The following is a 13,392-nucleotide window of genomic DNA, read 5'->3' as shown; positions in this document are numbered from 1 at the left end:
CTCTTTTTTTATGAAAGGGAGGGCTTTTTTGAATGGATAAAAAAGAAACCCATCTGATCGGGCATTTAGAAGAGCTTCGCCGCCGGATTATCGTCACCCTTGCGGCATTTTTTCTATTTCTCATCACGGCTTTTTTGTTCGTACAGGACATTTATGACTGGCTGATCAGGGATTTGGATGGAAAGCTGGCTGTGCTTGGGCCGAGTGAAATCCTCTGGGTGTATATGATGCTTTCCGGCATTTGTGCCATTGCGGCTTCTATCCCTGTTGCCGCGTACCAGCTGTGGCGTTTCGTTGCACCGGCGCTGACGAAAACGGAGCGCAAGGTGACGCTCATGTACATACCAGGTTTATTTGCGTTGTTTTTGGCGGGCATCTCCTTCGGATACTTTGTCTTGTTTCCGATCGTGCTCAGCTTTTTGACTCATTTATCCTCCGGCCACTTTGAAACGATGTTTACGGCTGACCGCTACTTTAGGTTTATGGTGAATTTGAGCCTGCCGTTCGGCTTCTTGTTTGAGATGCCCTTGGTAGTGATGTTTTTAACAAGGCTGGGTATCTTAAATCCTTACAGACTGGCCAAAGCGAGAAAGCTGTCCTATTTTCTGCTGATTGTCGTATCTATATTAATTACGCCGCCTGATTTTATTTCTGATTTTCTCGTGATGATCCCGCTTCTTGTCCTGTTTGAAGTGAGTGTCACCCTATCGGCGTTTGTCTATAAAAAGAGGCTGAGGGAAGAAACAGCGGCGGCCGCTTAGTGCAGCTTACCGCCCGGTGACTTCACATCCTCATCATATTGTGCGGCCGTAACAGCGGCGATTCTCAATGCCCGGACAATCATGTCCAGGCTGAGGCTCGGCGCTGTTTTGTCGATTGTTTGCTCCGGAATGTAAGGAATATGAATAAAACCGCCGCGAATGTGCGGGGATGTCCGGCTAATGTGATCCATTAACCCGTAGAACAAATAGTTGCATACAAAGGTCCCCGCTGTGTAGGAAACCGCAGCTGGAATGCCGTGTTCCTTCATCTTAGCAGTCATTCGTTTCACGGGAAGCCCTGTCCAGTAAGCGGCGGGCCCATCTGGAGAAATTTCTTCATCAATCGGCTGATGTCCTTCGTTATCGGGGATTCGCGCATCTGCAAGGTTGATCGCCACTCGTTCCGGTGTAATCTGCATCCGTCCTCCTGCTTGGCCGACACAAATTACGATATCCGGTTGATGTTTTTGAATGGCTTGGCGCAGAGTGTCCAGAGCGGATCTAAAGACAGTAGGAATTTGTTCCGCTGTAATGATTGCCTCTTCCGTCTCGAAGCCATTAAGCCGTTTCGCCGCTTCCCATGATGGATTGACGGTTTCTTTGTCAAAAGGGTCAAAGCCAGTGATCAGCACTTTTTTTCTCATTCTCCCATCTCCTTTTTCTTTTATTCTATTGTTTATTTATGGGTTTTTCATCAAAATAATGTAAAGGAGTGAATCATAATGGAGCATTTGCCGCAGCAGTATCGTCATTTATTCCCAACCTTGCAGACGCATACGATGCTTGCCAGCTGTTCTCAGAGCGCATTGGCAGAGCCTGTATCAAGGGCGATCCAGGAATATCATGATAGCCTGTTGTATATGGGGACGAACTGGAAAGAAGCGATCGAAAAAACAGAGTTTGCGAGAAACGAGTTTGCAAAGCTGATCGGGGCTGAACCGGATGAAGTGGCGATTGTACCGTCAGTTTCTGATGCACTGGTTTCTGTAGCATCGTCCTTAACTGCATTTGGAAAGAAGCACGTTGTATATACAGATATGGATTTTCCGGCGGTGCCTCATGTTTGGCAGGCACACTCCGATTATACCGTATCCGTCATTCCATCAATAGACGGCGTGCTGCCGCTTGAACAATATGAAACGCATATTTCGGATGAAACAGTACTGACGTGTGTTCCTCACGTTCATTATCGTGACGGCTATGTTCAGGATATAAAAGCGATTGCTGAGATTTCTCAGAGAAAGGGCTCTTTATTGTTTGTAGATGCTTATCAATCAGCCGGGCATATTCCCATTGATGTGAAGGAATGGGGCGTAGATATGCTGGCAGCAGGCACCCGGAAGTATTTGCTCGGCATACCGGGTGTGGCGTTTCTTTATGTGAGAAAGGAACTGGCTGACGCACTGAAGCCGAAAGCATCAGCTTGGTTCGGCAGAGAGAGCGGATTTGATGGGGCTTATGCAAAAGACGCGCGCCGTTTTCAAACGGGCACCCCAGCTTTTATCAGCGTATACGCAGCTGCAGCGGCTTTATCGCTGCTGAATCATATTGGGGTTTCTCATATCAGGGATCATGTGAAAACGATCTGTGCCGATGCAGTTCAATATGCCGCTGAAAAAGGCCTGCAGCTGGCGGCGGCACAAGGTGGGGATCAGCCGGGCATGGTTGCGATCCGGGATGAGCGGGCATCGGAAACGGCGGCGTTGCTGAAAAAGAAAAAAGTGATTTGCGCGCCGCGGGAAAATGTTATCCGTCTCGCTCCCCATTTTTATAATACGAAGGAGGAAATGCGTCACGCGATTGATGAAATCGCGGCGAAAACGATCCACAAGTAAACATAAAAAAGCCCCTGAACATTAGTCAGGGGCTTTTCATATTAATGATCTACCTTCACGCGCTTCATAAAGAAAGCGCCAATTAAACCGATAATGGCAACAATCATTGCAAACACAAATGCGTGCTGTACACCCGCTGTCAAAGCTTGCGGGATGACTGCCGGATCGGCAGGGTTTTTAACTGTACTCATATAATCATGCTGGCCTGCAGCCATAATGCTGACCGCAACCGCTGTTCCGATAGCGCCGGCCATTTGCTGCAGCGTGTTCATAATGGCGGTGCCGTCTGGATAAAATTCACGCGGCAGTTGGTTTAAACCGTTTGTCTGTGCAGGCATCATGATCATAGAAATCCCGATCATCAAGCAGGTGTGCAGGATGATAATCAGCACAGCTGTTGAAGTGGTCGTTACATTTGAGAAGAACCATAGTACAACTGTGACAATCACAAATCCCGGAATGACAAGCCATTTCGGCCCGTATTTATCGAACAAGCGGCCTGTAACAGGGGACATAAATCCATTTAAAATACCGCCCGGCAAGAGAACAAGACCAGATGCAAATGCAGTCAGGACTAAGCCGCCTTGCAGATACATCGGCAGAAGCAGCATAGATGACAGAATGACCATCATACAAATGAACACCATGATCACACCCAAAATAAACATCGGGTATTTGAACGCACGGAGGTTCATCATCGGCTGCTTCATTGTCAGCTGGCGGATTGAAAATAGGATAAGGCCGACAACGCCGACAATCAGTGACACGATAACAGTCGGGCTGGACCATCCCCCGGAGCCTTCACCCGCGTTGCTGAATCCGAACACAATGCCGCCGAAGCCAATCGTCGACAGGATGATAGACAATACATCGATTTTCGGCTTTGTCGTTTCAGATACATTCTGCATATATGCGATACCGAACACAAGCGCCAGCACAAGGAATGGAAGAGAGATCCAGAAAATCCAGTGCCAGTTGAGGTGCTCCAGAACCAATCCTGAGAAAGTTGGGCCGATGGCGGGCGCGAACATAATGACAAGACCGATCGTTCCCATTGCGGCGCCCCGTTTATGAGGCGGGAAAATCACCAAGATTGTGTTAAACATTAGGGGCAGTAAAAGACCGGTTCCAAGTGCCTGAACGATCCTTGCTGCTAATAAAAACGAGAAGCTCGGCGCAAGTGCTGCGATCAAGGTTCCTATAATTGAAAAGATTAGTGACACGGTAAAAAGCTGTCTTGTTGTGAACCACTGCAACAGCAGTCCTGAAACAGGAACAAGGATACCGAGTACAAGCAGGTAGCCCGTCGTTAACCATTGGACGGTTGCCGCTGTAATGTTCAATTCCTTCATAAGGTCGGTTAACGCAATATTCAGTGCTGTTTCACTGAACATGCCGATAAAACCGGCCAACAGCAAGGAAATCATAATCGGCATCACTTTGTATTGCTGAGATGCTTTAGCTGTTGTTTCCAAAATCATTTCCCCTCTCTATCAACTGCATGTAGGATGTCGTTTTTTTTATCTCTTCAGCAGGTCAGGAATGCAGCTGGAGATATGAAGGAGCGGCGTACTGTTTTTTGCCGTCAAAGATAAAAGAATACCGCCTTCAATCATCGCGTTAACCACAGTGCTGGCTTCTTTTGCACGGCTCTCGCTGCAGCCAGTCTGCCGCAGTTTTTCCTCATATACAGAGGCCCATTCTTTGTAGGCTTCATGACAGGCTTCGCGCAACGGTTCGCTTTTCAATGACGTCTCAGCCGCTAGCAAGCCCACAGGCAAGCCTTCAATGTCTTCCGTACATGAAAACTGGCAGGAGAGCTCCTTCAAAAAGGCTTGAATGCCTTCCGCTGGATCGGTGCAGGCTTCCATGCAGTCCGCGATTTTCTGACGGATATACTCCTTCATCTCATTCACGGCTTCGATCGCAAGCTGTTCTTTACCCCCGGGAAAGTGGTAGTAAAGAGAGCCTTTAGGCGCGCCGCTTTCCTTTATAATCTGGTTCAGCCCCGTGCCGTAATACCCTTGCAGCTGAAAAAGCCGGGTAGCTGCCGAAAGGATTTTCTCACGGGAATCTCCATAACTCATAACATTCCCACCTTACTGAATTGCAATCAAAAATATAGTGACTGGTCTATTATCTTGATTCAATCATCAATTGTCAAGAAAAATTCATTGTATGAAAAGACAAAAAAAGAAGGATATGACAACAAAAAATACTGAGAGAAAAGCTGACTGATCTTTTGACTGAATAGATAAAATGTTCAATGATTAATCATCATATGGATGTAAGGAGAGAAATAGATGAAAAAACAACGAATGCTCGTACTTTTTACCGCACTATTGTTTGTTTTTACCGGATGTTCACATTCTCCTGAAACAAAAGAATCCCCGAAAGAAAAAACGCAGACACAAAAAGTCTCTTCGGCTTCTGCCTCTGAAAAAAAAGGTCTGCCAAACATTAGAATTTTAGCGACAGGAGGCACGATAGCTGGTGCCGATCAATCGAAAACCTCAACGACTGAATATAAAGCAGGTGTTGTCGGCGTTGAATCACTGATCGAGGCAGTTCCAGAAATGAAAGACATTGCAAACGTCAGCGGCGAGCAGATTGTTAACGTCGGCAGCACAAATATTGATAATAAAATATTGCTGAAGCTGGCGAAACGCATCAACCACTTGCTCGCTTCAGATGATGTAGACGGAATCGTCGTGACTCATGGAACAGATACATTGGAGGAAACCGCTTATTTTTTGAATCTTACCGTGAAAAGTGATAAACCGGTTGTTATTGTCGGTTCGATGAGACCTTCCACAGCCATCAGCGCTGATGGGCCTTCTAACCTGTACAATGCAGTGAAAGTGGCAGGTGCCCCTGAGGCAAAAGGGAAAGGGACGCTTGTTGTTCTTAACGACCGGATTGCCTCAGCCCGATATGTCACCAAAACAAACACAACCACAACAGATACATTTAAATCAGAAGAAATGGGCTTCGTCGGAACAATTGCAGATGATATCTATTTTAATAATGAGATTACCCGTAAGCATACGAAGGACACGGATTTCTCGGTTTCTAATCTTGATGAGCTGCCGCAGGTTGACATTATCTATGGATACCAAAATGACGGAAGCTACCTGTTTGACGCTGCTGTAAAAGCCGGAGCAAAGGGGATTGTATTTGCCGGTTCTGGGAACGGGTCTTTATCTGATGCAGCCGAAAAAGGGGCGGACAGCGCAGTCAAAAAAGGCGTTACAGTGGTGCGCTCTACCCGCACGGGAAATGGTGTCGTCACACCAAACCAAGACTATGCGGAAAAGGACCTGCTGGCATCGAACTCTTTAAACCCCCAAAAAGCACGGATGTTGCTGATGCTTGCGCTTACCAAAACAAATGATCCTCAAAAAATCCAAGCTTATTTCAATGAGTATTGAAGAAAAGAAGGCGAATAAGCCTTCTTTTTTTGGCTTTTTAGGACCAATAATGACCTCTGAATCTTAAAATTTCTTTAAAAATAAGCCAAAATTACCCTTTACTTAATTAATTTGGTAACGTAATATAATTGGAGAATTTGTTACAAAAAAAGGAGGATATTATGAAATTTGTAAAAAGAAGGATTATTGCACTTGTAACAATTTTGATGCTGTCTGTTACATCGCTGTTTGCGTTGCAGCCGTCAGTAAAAGCCGCTGAACACAATCCAGTCGTTATGGTTCACGGCATTGGAGGGGCATCATTCAATTTTGCGGGAATTAAGAGCTATCTCGTATCTCAGGGCTGGTCGCGGGACAAGCTGTATGCAGTTGATTTTTGGGACAAGACAGGCACAAATTATAACAATGGCCCGGTATTGTCACGATTTGTGCAAAAGGTTTTAGATGAAACGGGTGCGAAAAAAGTGGATATTGTCGCTCACAGTATGGGGGGCGCGAACACACTTTACTACATAAAAAATCTGGACGGCGGAAATAAAGTTGAAAACGTCGTGACGCTTGGCGGCGCCAACCGTTTGACGACAGGTAAGGCGCTTCCGGGAACAGATCCAAATCAAAAGATTTTATACACATCCATTTACAGCAGTGCCGATATGATTGTCATGAATTATTTATCAAGATTAGACGGTGCTAGAAACGTTCAAATCCATGGCGTTGGACACATCGGCCTTCTGTACAGCAGCCAAGTCAACAGCCTGATTAAAGAAGGGCTGAACGGCGGGGGCCAGAATACGAATTAATGAAAAACAAAACCTTGAAGAATGCTATTCTTCAAGGTTATTCTGCTTTCAGCACAATGGTTTTCGCCGCCATATCATGAACGGTTTGTTTTTTCTTCGTAAATGCGGCAGTCAAATAGATCAGGCGGGAGAATACATGCACCCACGCTATGATGTAACGGACAATCGCCTGTAGGAAAGAAATTTTCTCGTGTGTTTCGTCCCTCACGATTTGCAGCCCGATGATTTTTTTGCCCAGTGTGCCCTTCCAATTTGTCAGCGGCATCAGCAAAGGATACACAATCAGCATCAATATGGCGACAATAATGACACCGGCGGACTCATCGCCAAACGTAAATCCGGCTGCCAAAATCACTGCTGCGGCAATGATTACATCAAGTACAAGAGCGCAGGCGCGCAGCATGAAACCAGCTAGTTCCAATAGAAACACTCCTTAAAATGTTAAATAAATACCTAATGATTGTAAAAAAGAAGGGCCTAAAGTGGGAATAGGTGATAAGCCTTAAATCACAAAAGTTGGTGAAAATGTCATAGGTAAATTGGCATAATCAGCCAGCTTATCACATTACCAAATTCTTTTTTAGCCCGAAACCAAGCCCTCAGAAGTTATTTTTGTTAAAATAGAAAAGTTACAACAGAATTCGGAGGGTTTATTGTGGGAAAAGTGAAACGAAATGCCCCTTGCCCATGCGGCAGCGGCAAGAAATATAAAAAATGCTGCGGAAGTAAAGTTGTCGACTTCCCGGCGGAACTAGCGGCAAAAGAAGCGAAACAAATTCAGGAAGACTTAGTGGAGTATGCCTTCACAGTACATAGAGAAAGCATTTCAGGCTTTATCAACCAGCATGATTTTCTTTCTGCTATGGACAGACAGACGAAAGACATCAGCGTATTTAACTTAGGAATCTGGGGAATCTTCTTCCACCCGCTTGCTGGTGAGAAGACAATCTTCGAAGAGTACCTTCAGAAAAAAGGCGATTCGATCACTCGTCATAAAACGCGTGAGATCGTAGAATCATGGCAGAGCATGACGCCTGCTTTATTGCTGCTGAAGGACCTGAAGGAAGGCATCATCCACTTTGAAGATGTTATTACGGCAAAACAATTCGAAGTGGAAATGGACGCCAGCAATCAAGACCTTCCTCCAGTGGGAAGCCTGATTCTTGGATACCCAATCCACGAAGCGGAAAAAGCAGAATTCTTCATGCAGTTCACGATCTTCCCGGTGAAGAGAACAGAAGCGCTGATCAGCAAGGTGAAGAAATATGCGGATGCCGCTGTGAAGGAAGGCAAAACGCCGGAGGACTTCATGAAGCAGGAATTCAACAACGTTCTGTTCGCGTTGTTAGCTGAGAAAGATGAAGAGCCACAAGCAGAGAAAGCGGAAGTAAGCACTGTTGAGTGGGCAAACGACTTGGAGAAAGAAACCGCTGCGGCTATTGAAGAAGGCATGAGCGGGGAAGAGTATCCGACTGAATTGATCCCAGCTGTTATTGACATCTGGAAAACATTCTGCGAGAAAAAATCACCTGTCATCAGAAAGCCGGAAGCTTTTGCGGCGGCAGTTGAATATTATGTAAACGCGATTTCTCTCAACGGCGCGTCCGTTTCTCAAGCTAAACTGGCGAAAAAATACGGAGTTAGTGCATCAACGATTTCCAGCCGTTACAAAGAAATTGAAAGCACGCTGCAAGATGAAGCAGATCGTTTTGCACAAGCGTTATCCTCATAATGAAAAAAACCTTGAAAAGCCGGGCTTTTCAAGGTTTTTTTATTTCTGAAACGGAATTTTGATTTCTAACCGGAAGATGGGGTGGCGGTAGGTAAAATCCAGCCTGCCAAAAGCGCTCTTCACCAGTTTTTGAATGATATATGTGCCCATGCCTTCATGAGCGCCGTTTTTCGTTGAGCGGCCAAACGATTGATAGATTGTATCGAGCACTTTTGGGTCCATCCCGGGAGTGCTGTTTTCACAAGTCAGTACATAAAGTCCGCTGCGCAGTGAAGTCTCCAGTTTAATCTCTGCTTTTTCTCGGGCCTCCGCCGCGCTGTCGAGCGCATTTTCTAATATGTTGCCGACCAAGCTGACCTGATCAGCAGGCGAAAACGGAAGGGAAGAAAGCGGTGTATGAATATGCAGCGAAACACTCACATTCGAGGCGCGGGCTTTTTCTAAAAAATCATAAAGCACCCCTGCAACGTACGCGTTCTCTCCCTTCAAAAATCGGTCATATTGACTGTATTGATCCGCCCAGTTTTGAATATATGCTTGTGTATCTGCCTTGGGCTGAGCTGATTTGATTGCAGTGATATGTTTCATTGTGTCATGATTCCGGCTTCTCACATCAATCAGCATTTGATTGGCGTGCTGTTCAGCTTGAGTCAGCTTATCAATTTGATCAGAAAGCCTTGCCTGCAAAGCAGACTGTCCGATACGGAGCCCTTCACACCCTGCAAATATTACGATTACACATAATGCCTGCATGATGTCTGTGCCGATCAGCACCACTCCCGCCGACATCACTTGAATCACGGCAATCCATGCACAAAGCCCTGAGGAACAGAGTTTCCACACCCGATTCGTATTCCAAATGTACAATCCTGCAGCAGCTGCGCCTAAAACAGCGGTGAGCCAAGAGGCGGCTGTGCTGTGTGAAAAAGCAGCAGCTCCCTGATAACATATGAAACTAAATAAAACCAGATAAAGACATTGAAAAAGGGTAATCACGTTCTGAACTCCTCAAAAGTAGTAGTTTTGAAAATAATCAAGCTGCTGCTTGGTGATCATCGCTTTTTTAGACGTTCCCTCAAAGGAAACTGTGAATGAATGCTTGGTATAAGCGGAAAAATGCTTTATGTAATGAATGTTGATAATAAAGGAACGATGCGAACGGAGAAAATCCTTTTCGGGCAGGTCGCCTTTAATATCATTTAATGTTTGATACGTTTGCACCTCTTCGGCGGTTGTCACAATCGTCGTCGAACGTCCCGTCCGTTCTGCGAAAATAATATCCTTCTTTTGCAGGACGTGCATTTCAGACTTTTGCTTTATCAATATACGCCCATTCAAACTCGTTTCCGTTTTCTTTTTCAAGTACCGGTCGAAGGAAGCGGCCAGACGGTCGGCATAGTACGGCTTCATAATATAATCATGGACGTTCAGGTCAAAGGCGTGAACCGCATAACCGCCGTGGCCGGTAACAAAAATCACATCCACATCAAGTGAATGGGATTTGATCAAATCAGCAAGCTCGTAGCCAGACATATGGGGCATCTCGATATCGGCAAGCAGCAGATCAATGTCTCCGTTCTTTACCCGCCTGTAGGCTTCCTTCGCTGAATCGGTGGAAAAGACAATTTCGACGTCCTGCATTCTGGACACGATCGCTTCCAGCTTCTCTAAATCTACTCGATAATCATCTACAAGTCCGACTTTTACCATTATCATTCCCCTAGTTACATAGAATCATCTTTATTCTATCCCATTTCGCGACATAAAAAGAACTCTTCGCGACAACTTTATCCAACTAATCCAGCTTTTCGTATATAGTCATTACTAGAAATAAAGATAAGGGAGATTGTGACATGATTACACTGACCGATTGCAGCCGCAGGTTTCAGGATAAGAAAAAAGTAGTCAAAGCGGTGCGAGATGTAAGCTTAACAATTGAAAAAGGAGAAGTCGTCGGCATTCTCGGAGAAAACGGTGCCGGCAAAACAACGATGCTGAGAATGATTGCTTCCTTGCTTGAACCATCACAGGGTGTAATCACAGTAGACGGCTTTGACACGGTCAAGCAGCCGGCTGAAGTCAAAAAAAGAATCGGTGTCTTATTCGGAGGAGAAACCGGGCTTTACGACAGGATGACCGCTAAAGAAAATCTCCAATACTTCGGCAGGCTGTATGGGCTGAACCGCCACGAGATCAAAGCAAGAATAGAAGATTTATCGAAAAGGTTCGGCATGCGCGATTATATGAACCGGAGAGTGGGCGGGTTTTCGAAAGGCATGAGGCAGAAAGTCGCCATTGCCAGAGCGCTGATTCACGATCCGGACATCATTTTATTTGATGAGCCGACAACTGGGCTTGATATTACGTCAAGCAACATCTTCCGCGAATTTATACAGCAGCTGAAAAGAGAACAAAAAACGATTCTTTTCTCCAGCCACATTATGGAGGAAGTGCAGGCGCTCTGTGACAGTGTCATCATGATTCACAGCGGAGAGGTGATTTACCGAGGGGCGCTTGAATCACTATACGAGAGCGAGCGCAGTGAGGATTTGAATTACATCTTTATGTCTAAGCTTGTCAGGGGGATTTCTTAAATGCTGAGCCATATTTATAAAAAAGAAATGATCGACGCTTTGCGCGACAGAAAAACGATTTTACTCACAATCTTAGTGCCGATGATTATGATGCTTGGACTTGTCTTCTTTTATGAAAGCATGCTGTCCGACAAAGGGGAGCAGTACACGCTGGCTGTCGGCCATTCGCTTCCGCCCGCACTGGAAAGCAAGCTTAATGAGATTGACGAAATCAGCGTAAAAACATTTGCAAAGCCTGAAGAGGCAGTTGATGAAGGAAAAGCAGATGCCTATCTGAACGTCCCGAAAGAGTTCGACTCATATGTCAACAGCATGACACCTTTTAAGATTGATGTTTACGGTAATTCAATCGATCAAGGGTCGTCAAATGCCATGCAGCTTGTGCAGTCTGCCTTAGATCAGTACAAAAATGAAATTGTGCAGCAACGTTTAACAAATAAGCATATTGATCAATCGGTGATCCAGCCGTTTACGATTCAGCAAAAGGAAGCGGATGAGGAGAAAGGGACTTCCGCTATTATGCTTTCCGCCATTCTGCCCATGCTGATTCTGACTTCCATTGTTTCCGGCGCAATGCCGATCGCTCTTGATATCATGGCCGGTGAAAAGGACCGGAAGTCAATCGAGGCGCTGCTATTAACGCCAGTCAGCAGAAACAAAGTGCTGGTCGGCAAGTGGCTTGCGGTTTCCACTTTTGCCGTGGCTTCAGGTGTATTGGCTTTGGTGTTTTTGATTTTGTCCACCGTGTTATTTACCGAAAATTTAAAAACGGCCTTCCAGCTGGGAGATCATATGTGGAGTGTAATCGGCGCTTCAGCCTTAATCATTGTGCTCTCTGCATTGCTGATATCTGCGATGGAGCTTTTCATCAGCATCATGTCCAGCTCGGTAAAAGAAGCGCAAAGTTATATGTCTCTCGTCGTCTTTCTGCCTGTGTTCCCGATGTTTTTCATCTTCAGCAAGGCACCGAACCAATTTGACTTATCATACTTTCTCATCCCGTTTCTGAACCTGCATGCGTTATTTAAACAGCTTTTATTCGGGATGGTTGACCCGGCTGCCATTTTGTCTACGTCAGGAACCATCGCCGTGCTCATCGCCATCTTCTTTTTACTAGCCAGAGCCTGCTTCCTGAAAGACAAATGGGTTCTTCCAAAATAAACTTGCGAAAGGAGAAATACACTTTCTCCTTTTTGTATATCCTGAAAAAAGAAGGAAAATAGAAAAAGGATATCTAATACAAAAAGTGACCCTGCACTATTTTTCATCAAAATTGGTTTCAAAGGAGAAGGAACAATGGATCAAACACGTACATTCGGCAAAACGAAGCTGAAGGTGAAGCGGATCGGATTCGGCGCGAATGCGGTCGGCGGGCATAATCTATTTCCAAATCTAAATGATGAAACTGGGAAGGATTTAGTGCGCACGGCATTGGATGGCGGCGTCAATTTTATCGATACCGCCTTTATATATGGATTGGGGCGGTCTGAAGAATTAATCGGCGAAGTCGTACAGGAACGCGGCGTGCGGAATGAGCTCATCATCGCCACCAAAGGAGCTCATAAAGAAGTGAACGGCAGCATTGAATTAGACAATAGCCGGGAGTTTCTTCGCAGCGAGGTGGAGAAGAGCCTGAAGCGGCTGAAAACAGATTACATTGATTTGTATTATGTTCACTTTCCGGATGGAAAAACACCTCTCGCTGAAGTGGCGGGCACTTTGAAAGAGCTGAAGGATGAGGGGAAAATCAAAGCGATCGGCGCTTCGAACCTCGATTATCAGCAATTGCAGGATTTTAATGCTGACGGCTATTTGGAGGTCTTCCAGGCCGAATATTCTCTCATACAGCGTGATGCCGAGAAAGAGCTTCTTCCATACTGTGAAAAACAAGGCATCTCCTTTATTCCTTACTTTCCGCTTGCGTCCGGACTGCTGACAGGAAAATTCACGCAAGACACAGTCTTTGATGATTTCAGAAAGGATAAACCTCAATTTCAGGGTGAAACGTTTATCCACAATCTCAAAAAAGTAGATAAGCTGAAAGCAGTAGCGGAGGAAAAACAAGCGGATACGGCACATGTCGCCTTGGCGTGGCTGTTAACGAGACCGGCGATTGATGCCATTATTCCAGGAGCTAAACGACCGGAGCAATTACAGGATAACCTGAAAACCTTGAACATTGAACTGACCGAAGATGAAGTGAATTTCATCAGCGACATTTTCAAATAAAAAAGGAAAT

General features: G+C 45.5%; 14 protein-coding genes. 8 read left to right on the top strand and 6 right to left on the bottom strand.

Annotation, left to right across the window (positions count from 1 at the left end; all coding sequences use genetic code 11):
• Nucleotides 1-32 precede the first annotated feature (32 nt).
• Complete coding sequence (gene tatC, locus NYE22_RS20725) at nucleotides 33-761, top strand: twin-arginine translocase subunit TatC (RefSeq protein ID WP_014475692.1); 729 nt, start codon at nucleotides 33-35, stop codon at nucleotides 759-761.
• Here the strand turns inward: tatC and pcp are convergent.
• On the bottom strand, nucleotides 758-1,405 hold the full coding sequence (gene pcp, locus NYE22_RS20720; protein WP_342412108.1) for a pyroglutamyl-peptidase I: 648 nt from the start codon (nucleotides 1,403-1,405) through the stop codon (nucleotides 758-760). The two genes, tatC and pcp, sit on opposite strands and share 4 nt — an antisense overlap.
• Before the next feature lie 78 nt (nucleotides 1,406-1,483).
• Here pcp and NYE22_RS20715 point away from each other — a divergent pair, with 78 nt between their 5' ends.
• On the top strand, nucleotides 1,484-2,596 hold the full coding sequence (locus tag NYE22_RS20715) for an aminotransferase class V-fold PLP-dependent enzyme (RefSeq protein ID WP_342412107.1): 1,113 nt from the start codon (nucleotides 1,484-1,486) through the stop codon (nucleotides 2,594-2,596).
• A gap of 41 nt (nucleotides 2,597-2,637) precedes the next feature.
• Here NYE22_RS20715 and lmr(B) read toward each other — a convergent pair whose 3' ends face one another.
• Together lmr(B) and lmrA are read right to left on the bottom strand one after the other, a co-directional pair.
• Nucleotides 2,638-4,077: a lincomycin efflux MFS transporter Lmr(B) gene (lmr(B), locus tag NYE22_RS20710; protein ID WP_003234772.1), complete on the bottom strand. Its 1,440-nt coding sequence runs from the start codon at nucleotides 4,075-4,077 to the stop codon at nucleotides 2,638-2,640.
• Between the two features lie 39 nt (nucleotides 4,078-4,116).
• Nucleotides 4,117-4,683 (bottom strand): transcriptional regulator LmrA, encoded by a 567-nt coding sequence (gene lmrA / locus NYE22_RS20705; RefSeq protein ID WP_003246449.1) that lies wholly within the window; start codon nucleotides 4,681-4,683, stop codon nucleotides 4,117-4,119.
• A 216-nt stretch (nucleotides 4,684-4,899) separates the two neighbouring features.
• Here lmrA and ansZ point away from each other — a divergent pair, with 216 nt between their 5' ends.
• Both ansZ and lipA read left to right on the top strand, forming a co-directional pair.
• Nucleotides 4,900-6,027 (top strand): asparaginase AnsZ, encoded by a 1,128-nt coding sequence (gene ansZ, locus NYE22_RS20700; protein ID WP_003234769.1) that lies wholly within the window; start codon nucleotides 4,900-4,902, stop codon nucleotides 6,025-6,027.
• 161 nt (nucleotides 6,028-6,188) lie between these two features.
• Nucleotides 6,189-6,827, top strand: a complete 639-nt coding sequence (gene lipA / locus NYE22_RS20695) for a lipase LipA (RefSeq protein WP_003234767.1) — start codon at nucleotides 6,189-6,191, stop codon at nucleotides 6,825-6,827.
• Between the two features lie 37 nt (nucleotides 6,828-6,864).
• On the opposite strand, the gene NYE22_RS20690 is transcribed toward lipA, so the two are convergent.
• Complete coding sequence (locus tag NYE22_RS20690) at nucleotides 6,865-7,248, bottom strand: RDD family protein (RefSeq protein ID WP_151870469.1); 384 nt, start codon at nucleotides 7,246-7,248, stop codon at nucleotides 6,865-6,867.
• 234 nt (nucleotides 7,249-7,482) lie between these two features.
• On the opposite strand from NYE22_RS20690, the gene NYE22_RS20685 reads away from it, so the two are divergent.
• A complete protein-coding gene (locus NYE22_RS20685) occupies nucleotides 7,483-8,559 on the top strand; it encodes a helix-turn-helix domain-containing protein (RefSeq protein WP_342412106.1) in 1,077 nt (358 codons plus the stop codon).
• Nucleotides 8,560-8,598: 39 nt separating this feature from the next.
• Here NYE22_RS20685 and natK read toward each other — a convergent pair whose 3' ends face one another.
• Both natK and natR read right to left on the bottom strand, forming a co-directional pair.
• Nucleotides 8,599-9,555, bottom strand: coding sequence for a two-component system sensor histidine kinase NatK (gene natK, locus NYE22_RS20680; RefSeq protein ID WP_342412105.1), 957 nt, complete (start codon nucleotides 9,553-9,555; stop codon nucleotides 8,599-8,601).
• 12 nt (nucleotides 9,556-9,567) lie between these two features.
• Entirely contained in the window at nucleotides 9,568-10,269 is a 702-nt protein-coding gene (gene natR / locus NYE22_RS20675) for a two-component system response regulator NatR (protein WP_003234759.1), read from the bottom strand.
• Between the two features lie 143 nt (nucleotides 10,270-10,412).
• On the opposite strand from natR, the gene natA reads away from it, so the two are divergent.
• The 3 genes from natA (at nucleotide 10,413) to NYE22_RS20660 (ending at nucleotide 13,382) form a co-directional block, all read left to right on the top strand.
• Nucleotides 10,413-11,153, top strand: a complete 741-nt coding sequence (natA, locus tag NYE22_RS20670; protein ID WP_015252894.1) for a sodium ABC transporter ATP-binding protein NatA — start codon at nucleotides 10,413-10,415, stop codon at nucleotides 11,151-11,153.
• Nucleotides 11,154-12,314, top strand: coding sequence for a sodium ABC transporter permease NatB (natB, locus tag NYE22_RS20665; protein WP_072173729.1), 1,161 nt, complete (start codon nucleotides 11,154-11,156; stop codon nucleotides 12,312-12,314).
• Nucleotides 12,315-12,449: 135 nt separating this feature from the next.
• Nucleotides 12,450-13,382, top strand: a complete 933-nt coding sequence (locus tag NYE22_RS20660; protein WP_342412104.1) for an aldo/keto reductase — start codon at nucleotides 12,450-12,452, stop codon at nucleotides 13,380-13,382.
• Nucleotides 13,383-13,392 lie beyond the last annotated feature (10 nt).

Origin of the sequence: Bacillus sp. FSL K6-1560 (assembly GCF_038592935.1) — a bacterium.
Taxonomy (GTDB): Bacteria; Bacillota; Bacilli; order Bacillales; family Bacillaceae; genus Bacillus; species Bacillus subtilis.
The sequence above is the reverse complement of the archived record's forward strand: the minus strand, read 5'-3'. Positions and strand labels throughout refer to the sequence as shown.

Excerpts from the sequence above, each read along its gene's own strand:
- tatC (WP_014475692.1), top strand. The coding sequence starts at position 33 with ATGGATAAAAAAGAAACCCATCTGATCGGGCATTTAGAAGAGCTTCGC.
- pcp (WP_342412108.1), bottom strand. The coding sequence starts at position 1,405 with ATGAGAAAAAAAGTGCTGATCACTGGCTTTGACCCTTTTGACAAAGAA.
- NYE22_RS20715 (WP_342412107.1), top strand. The coding sequence starts at position 1,484 with ATGGAGCATTTGCCGCAGCAGTATCGTCATTTATTCCCAACCTTGCAG.
- lmrA (WP_003246449.1), bottom strand. The coding sequence starts at position 4,683 with ATGAGTTATGGAGATTCCCGTGAGAAAATCCTTTCGGCAGCTACCCGG.
- ansZ (WP_003234769.1), top strand. The coding sequence starts at position 4,900 with ATGAAAAAACAACGAATGCTCGTACTTTTTACCGCACTATTGTTTGTT.
- lipA (WP_003234767.1), top strand. The coding sequence starts at position 6,189 with ATGAAATTTGTAAAAAGAAGGATTATTGCACTTGTAACAATTTTGATG.
- natR (WP_003234759.1), bottom strand. The coding sequence starts at position 10,269 with ATGGTAAAAGTCGGACTTGTAGATGATTATCGAGTAGATTTAGAGAAG.
- natA (WP_015252894.1), top strand. The coding sequence starts at position 10,413 with ATGATTACACTGACCGATTGCAGCCGCAGGTTTCAGGATAAGAAAAAA.
- natB (WP_072173729.1), top strand. The coding sequence starts at position 11,154 with ATGCTGAGCCATATTTATAAAAAAGAAATGATCGACGCTTTGCGCGAC.
- NYE22_RS20660 (WP_342412104.1), top strand. The coding sequence starts at position 12,450 with ATGGATCAAACACGTACATTCGGCAAAACGAAGCTGAAGGTGAAGCGG.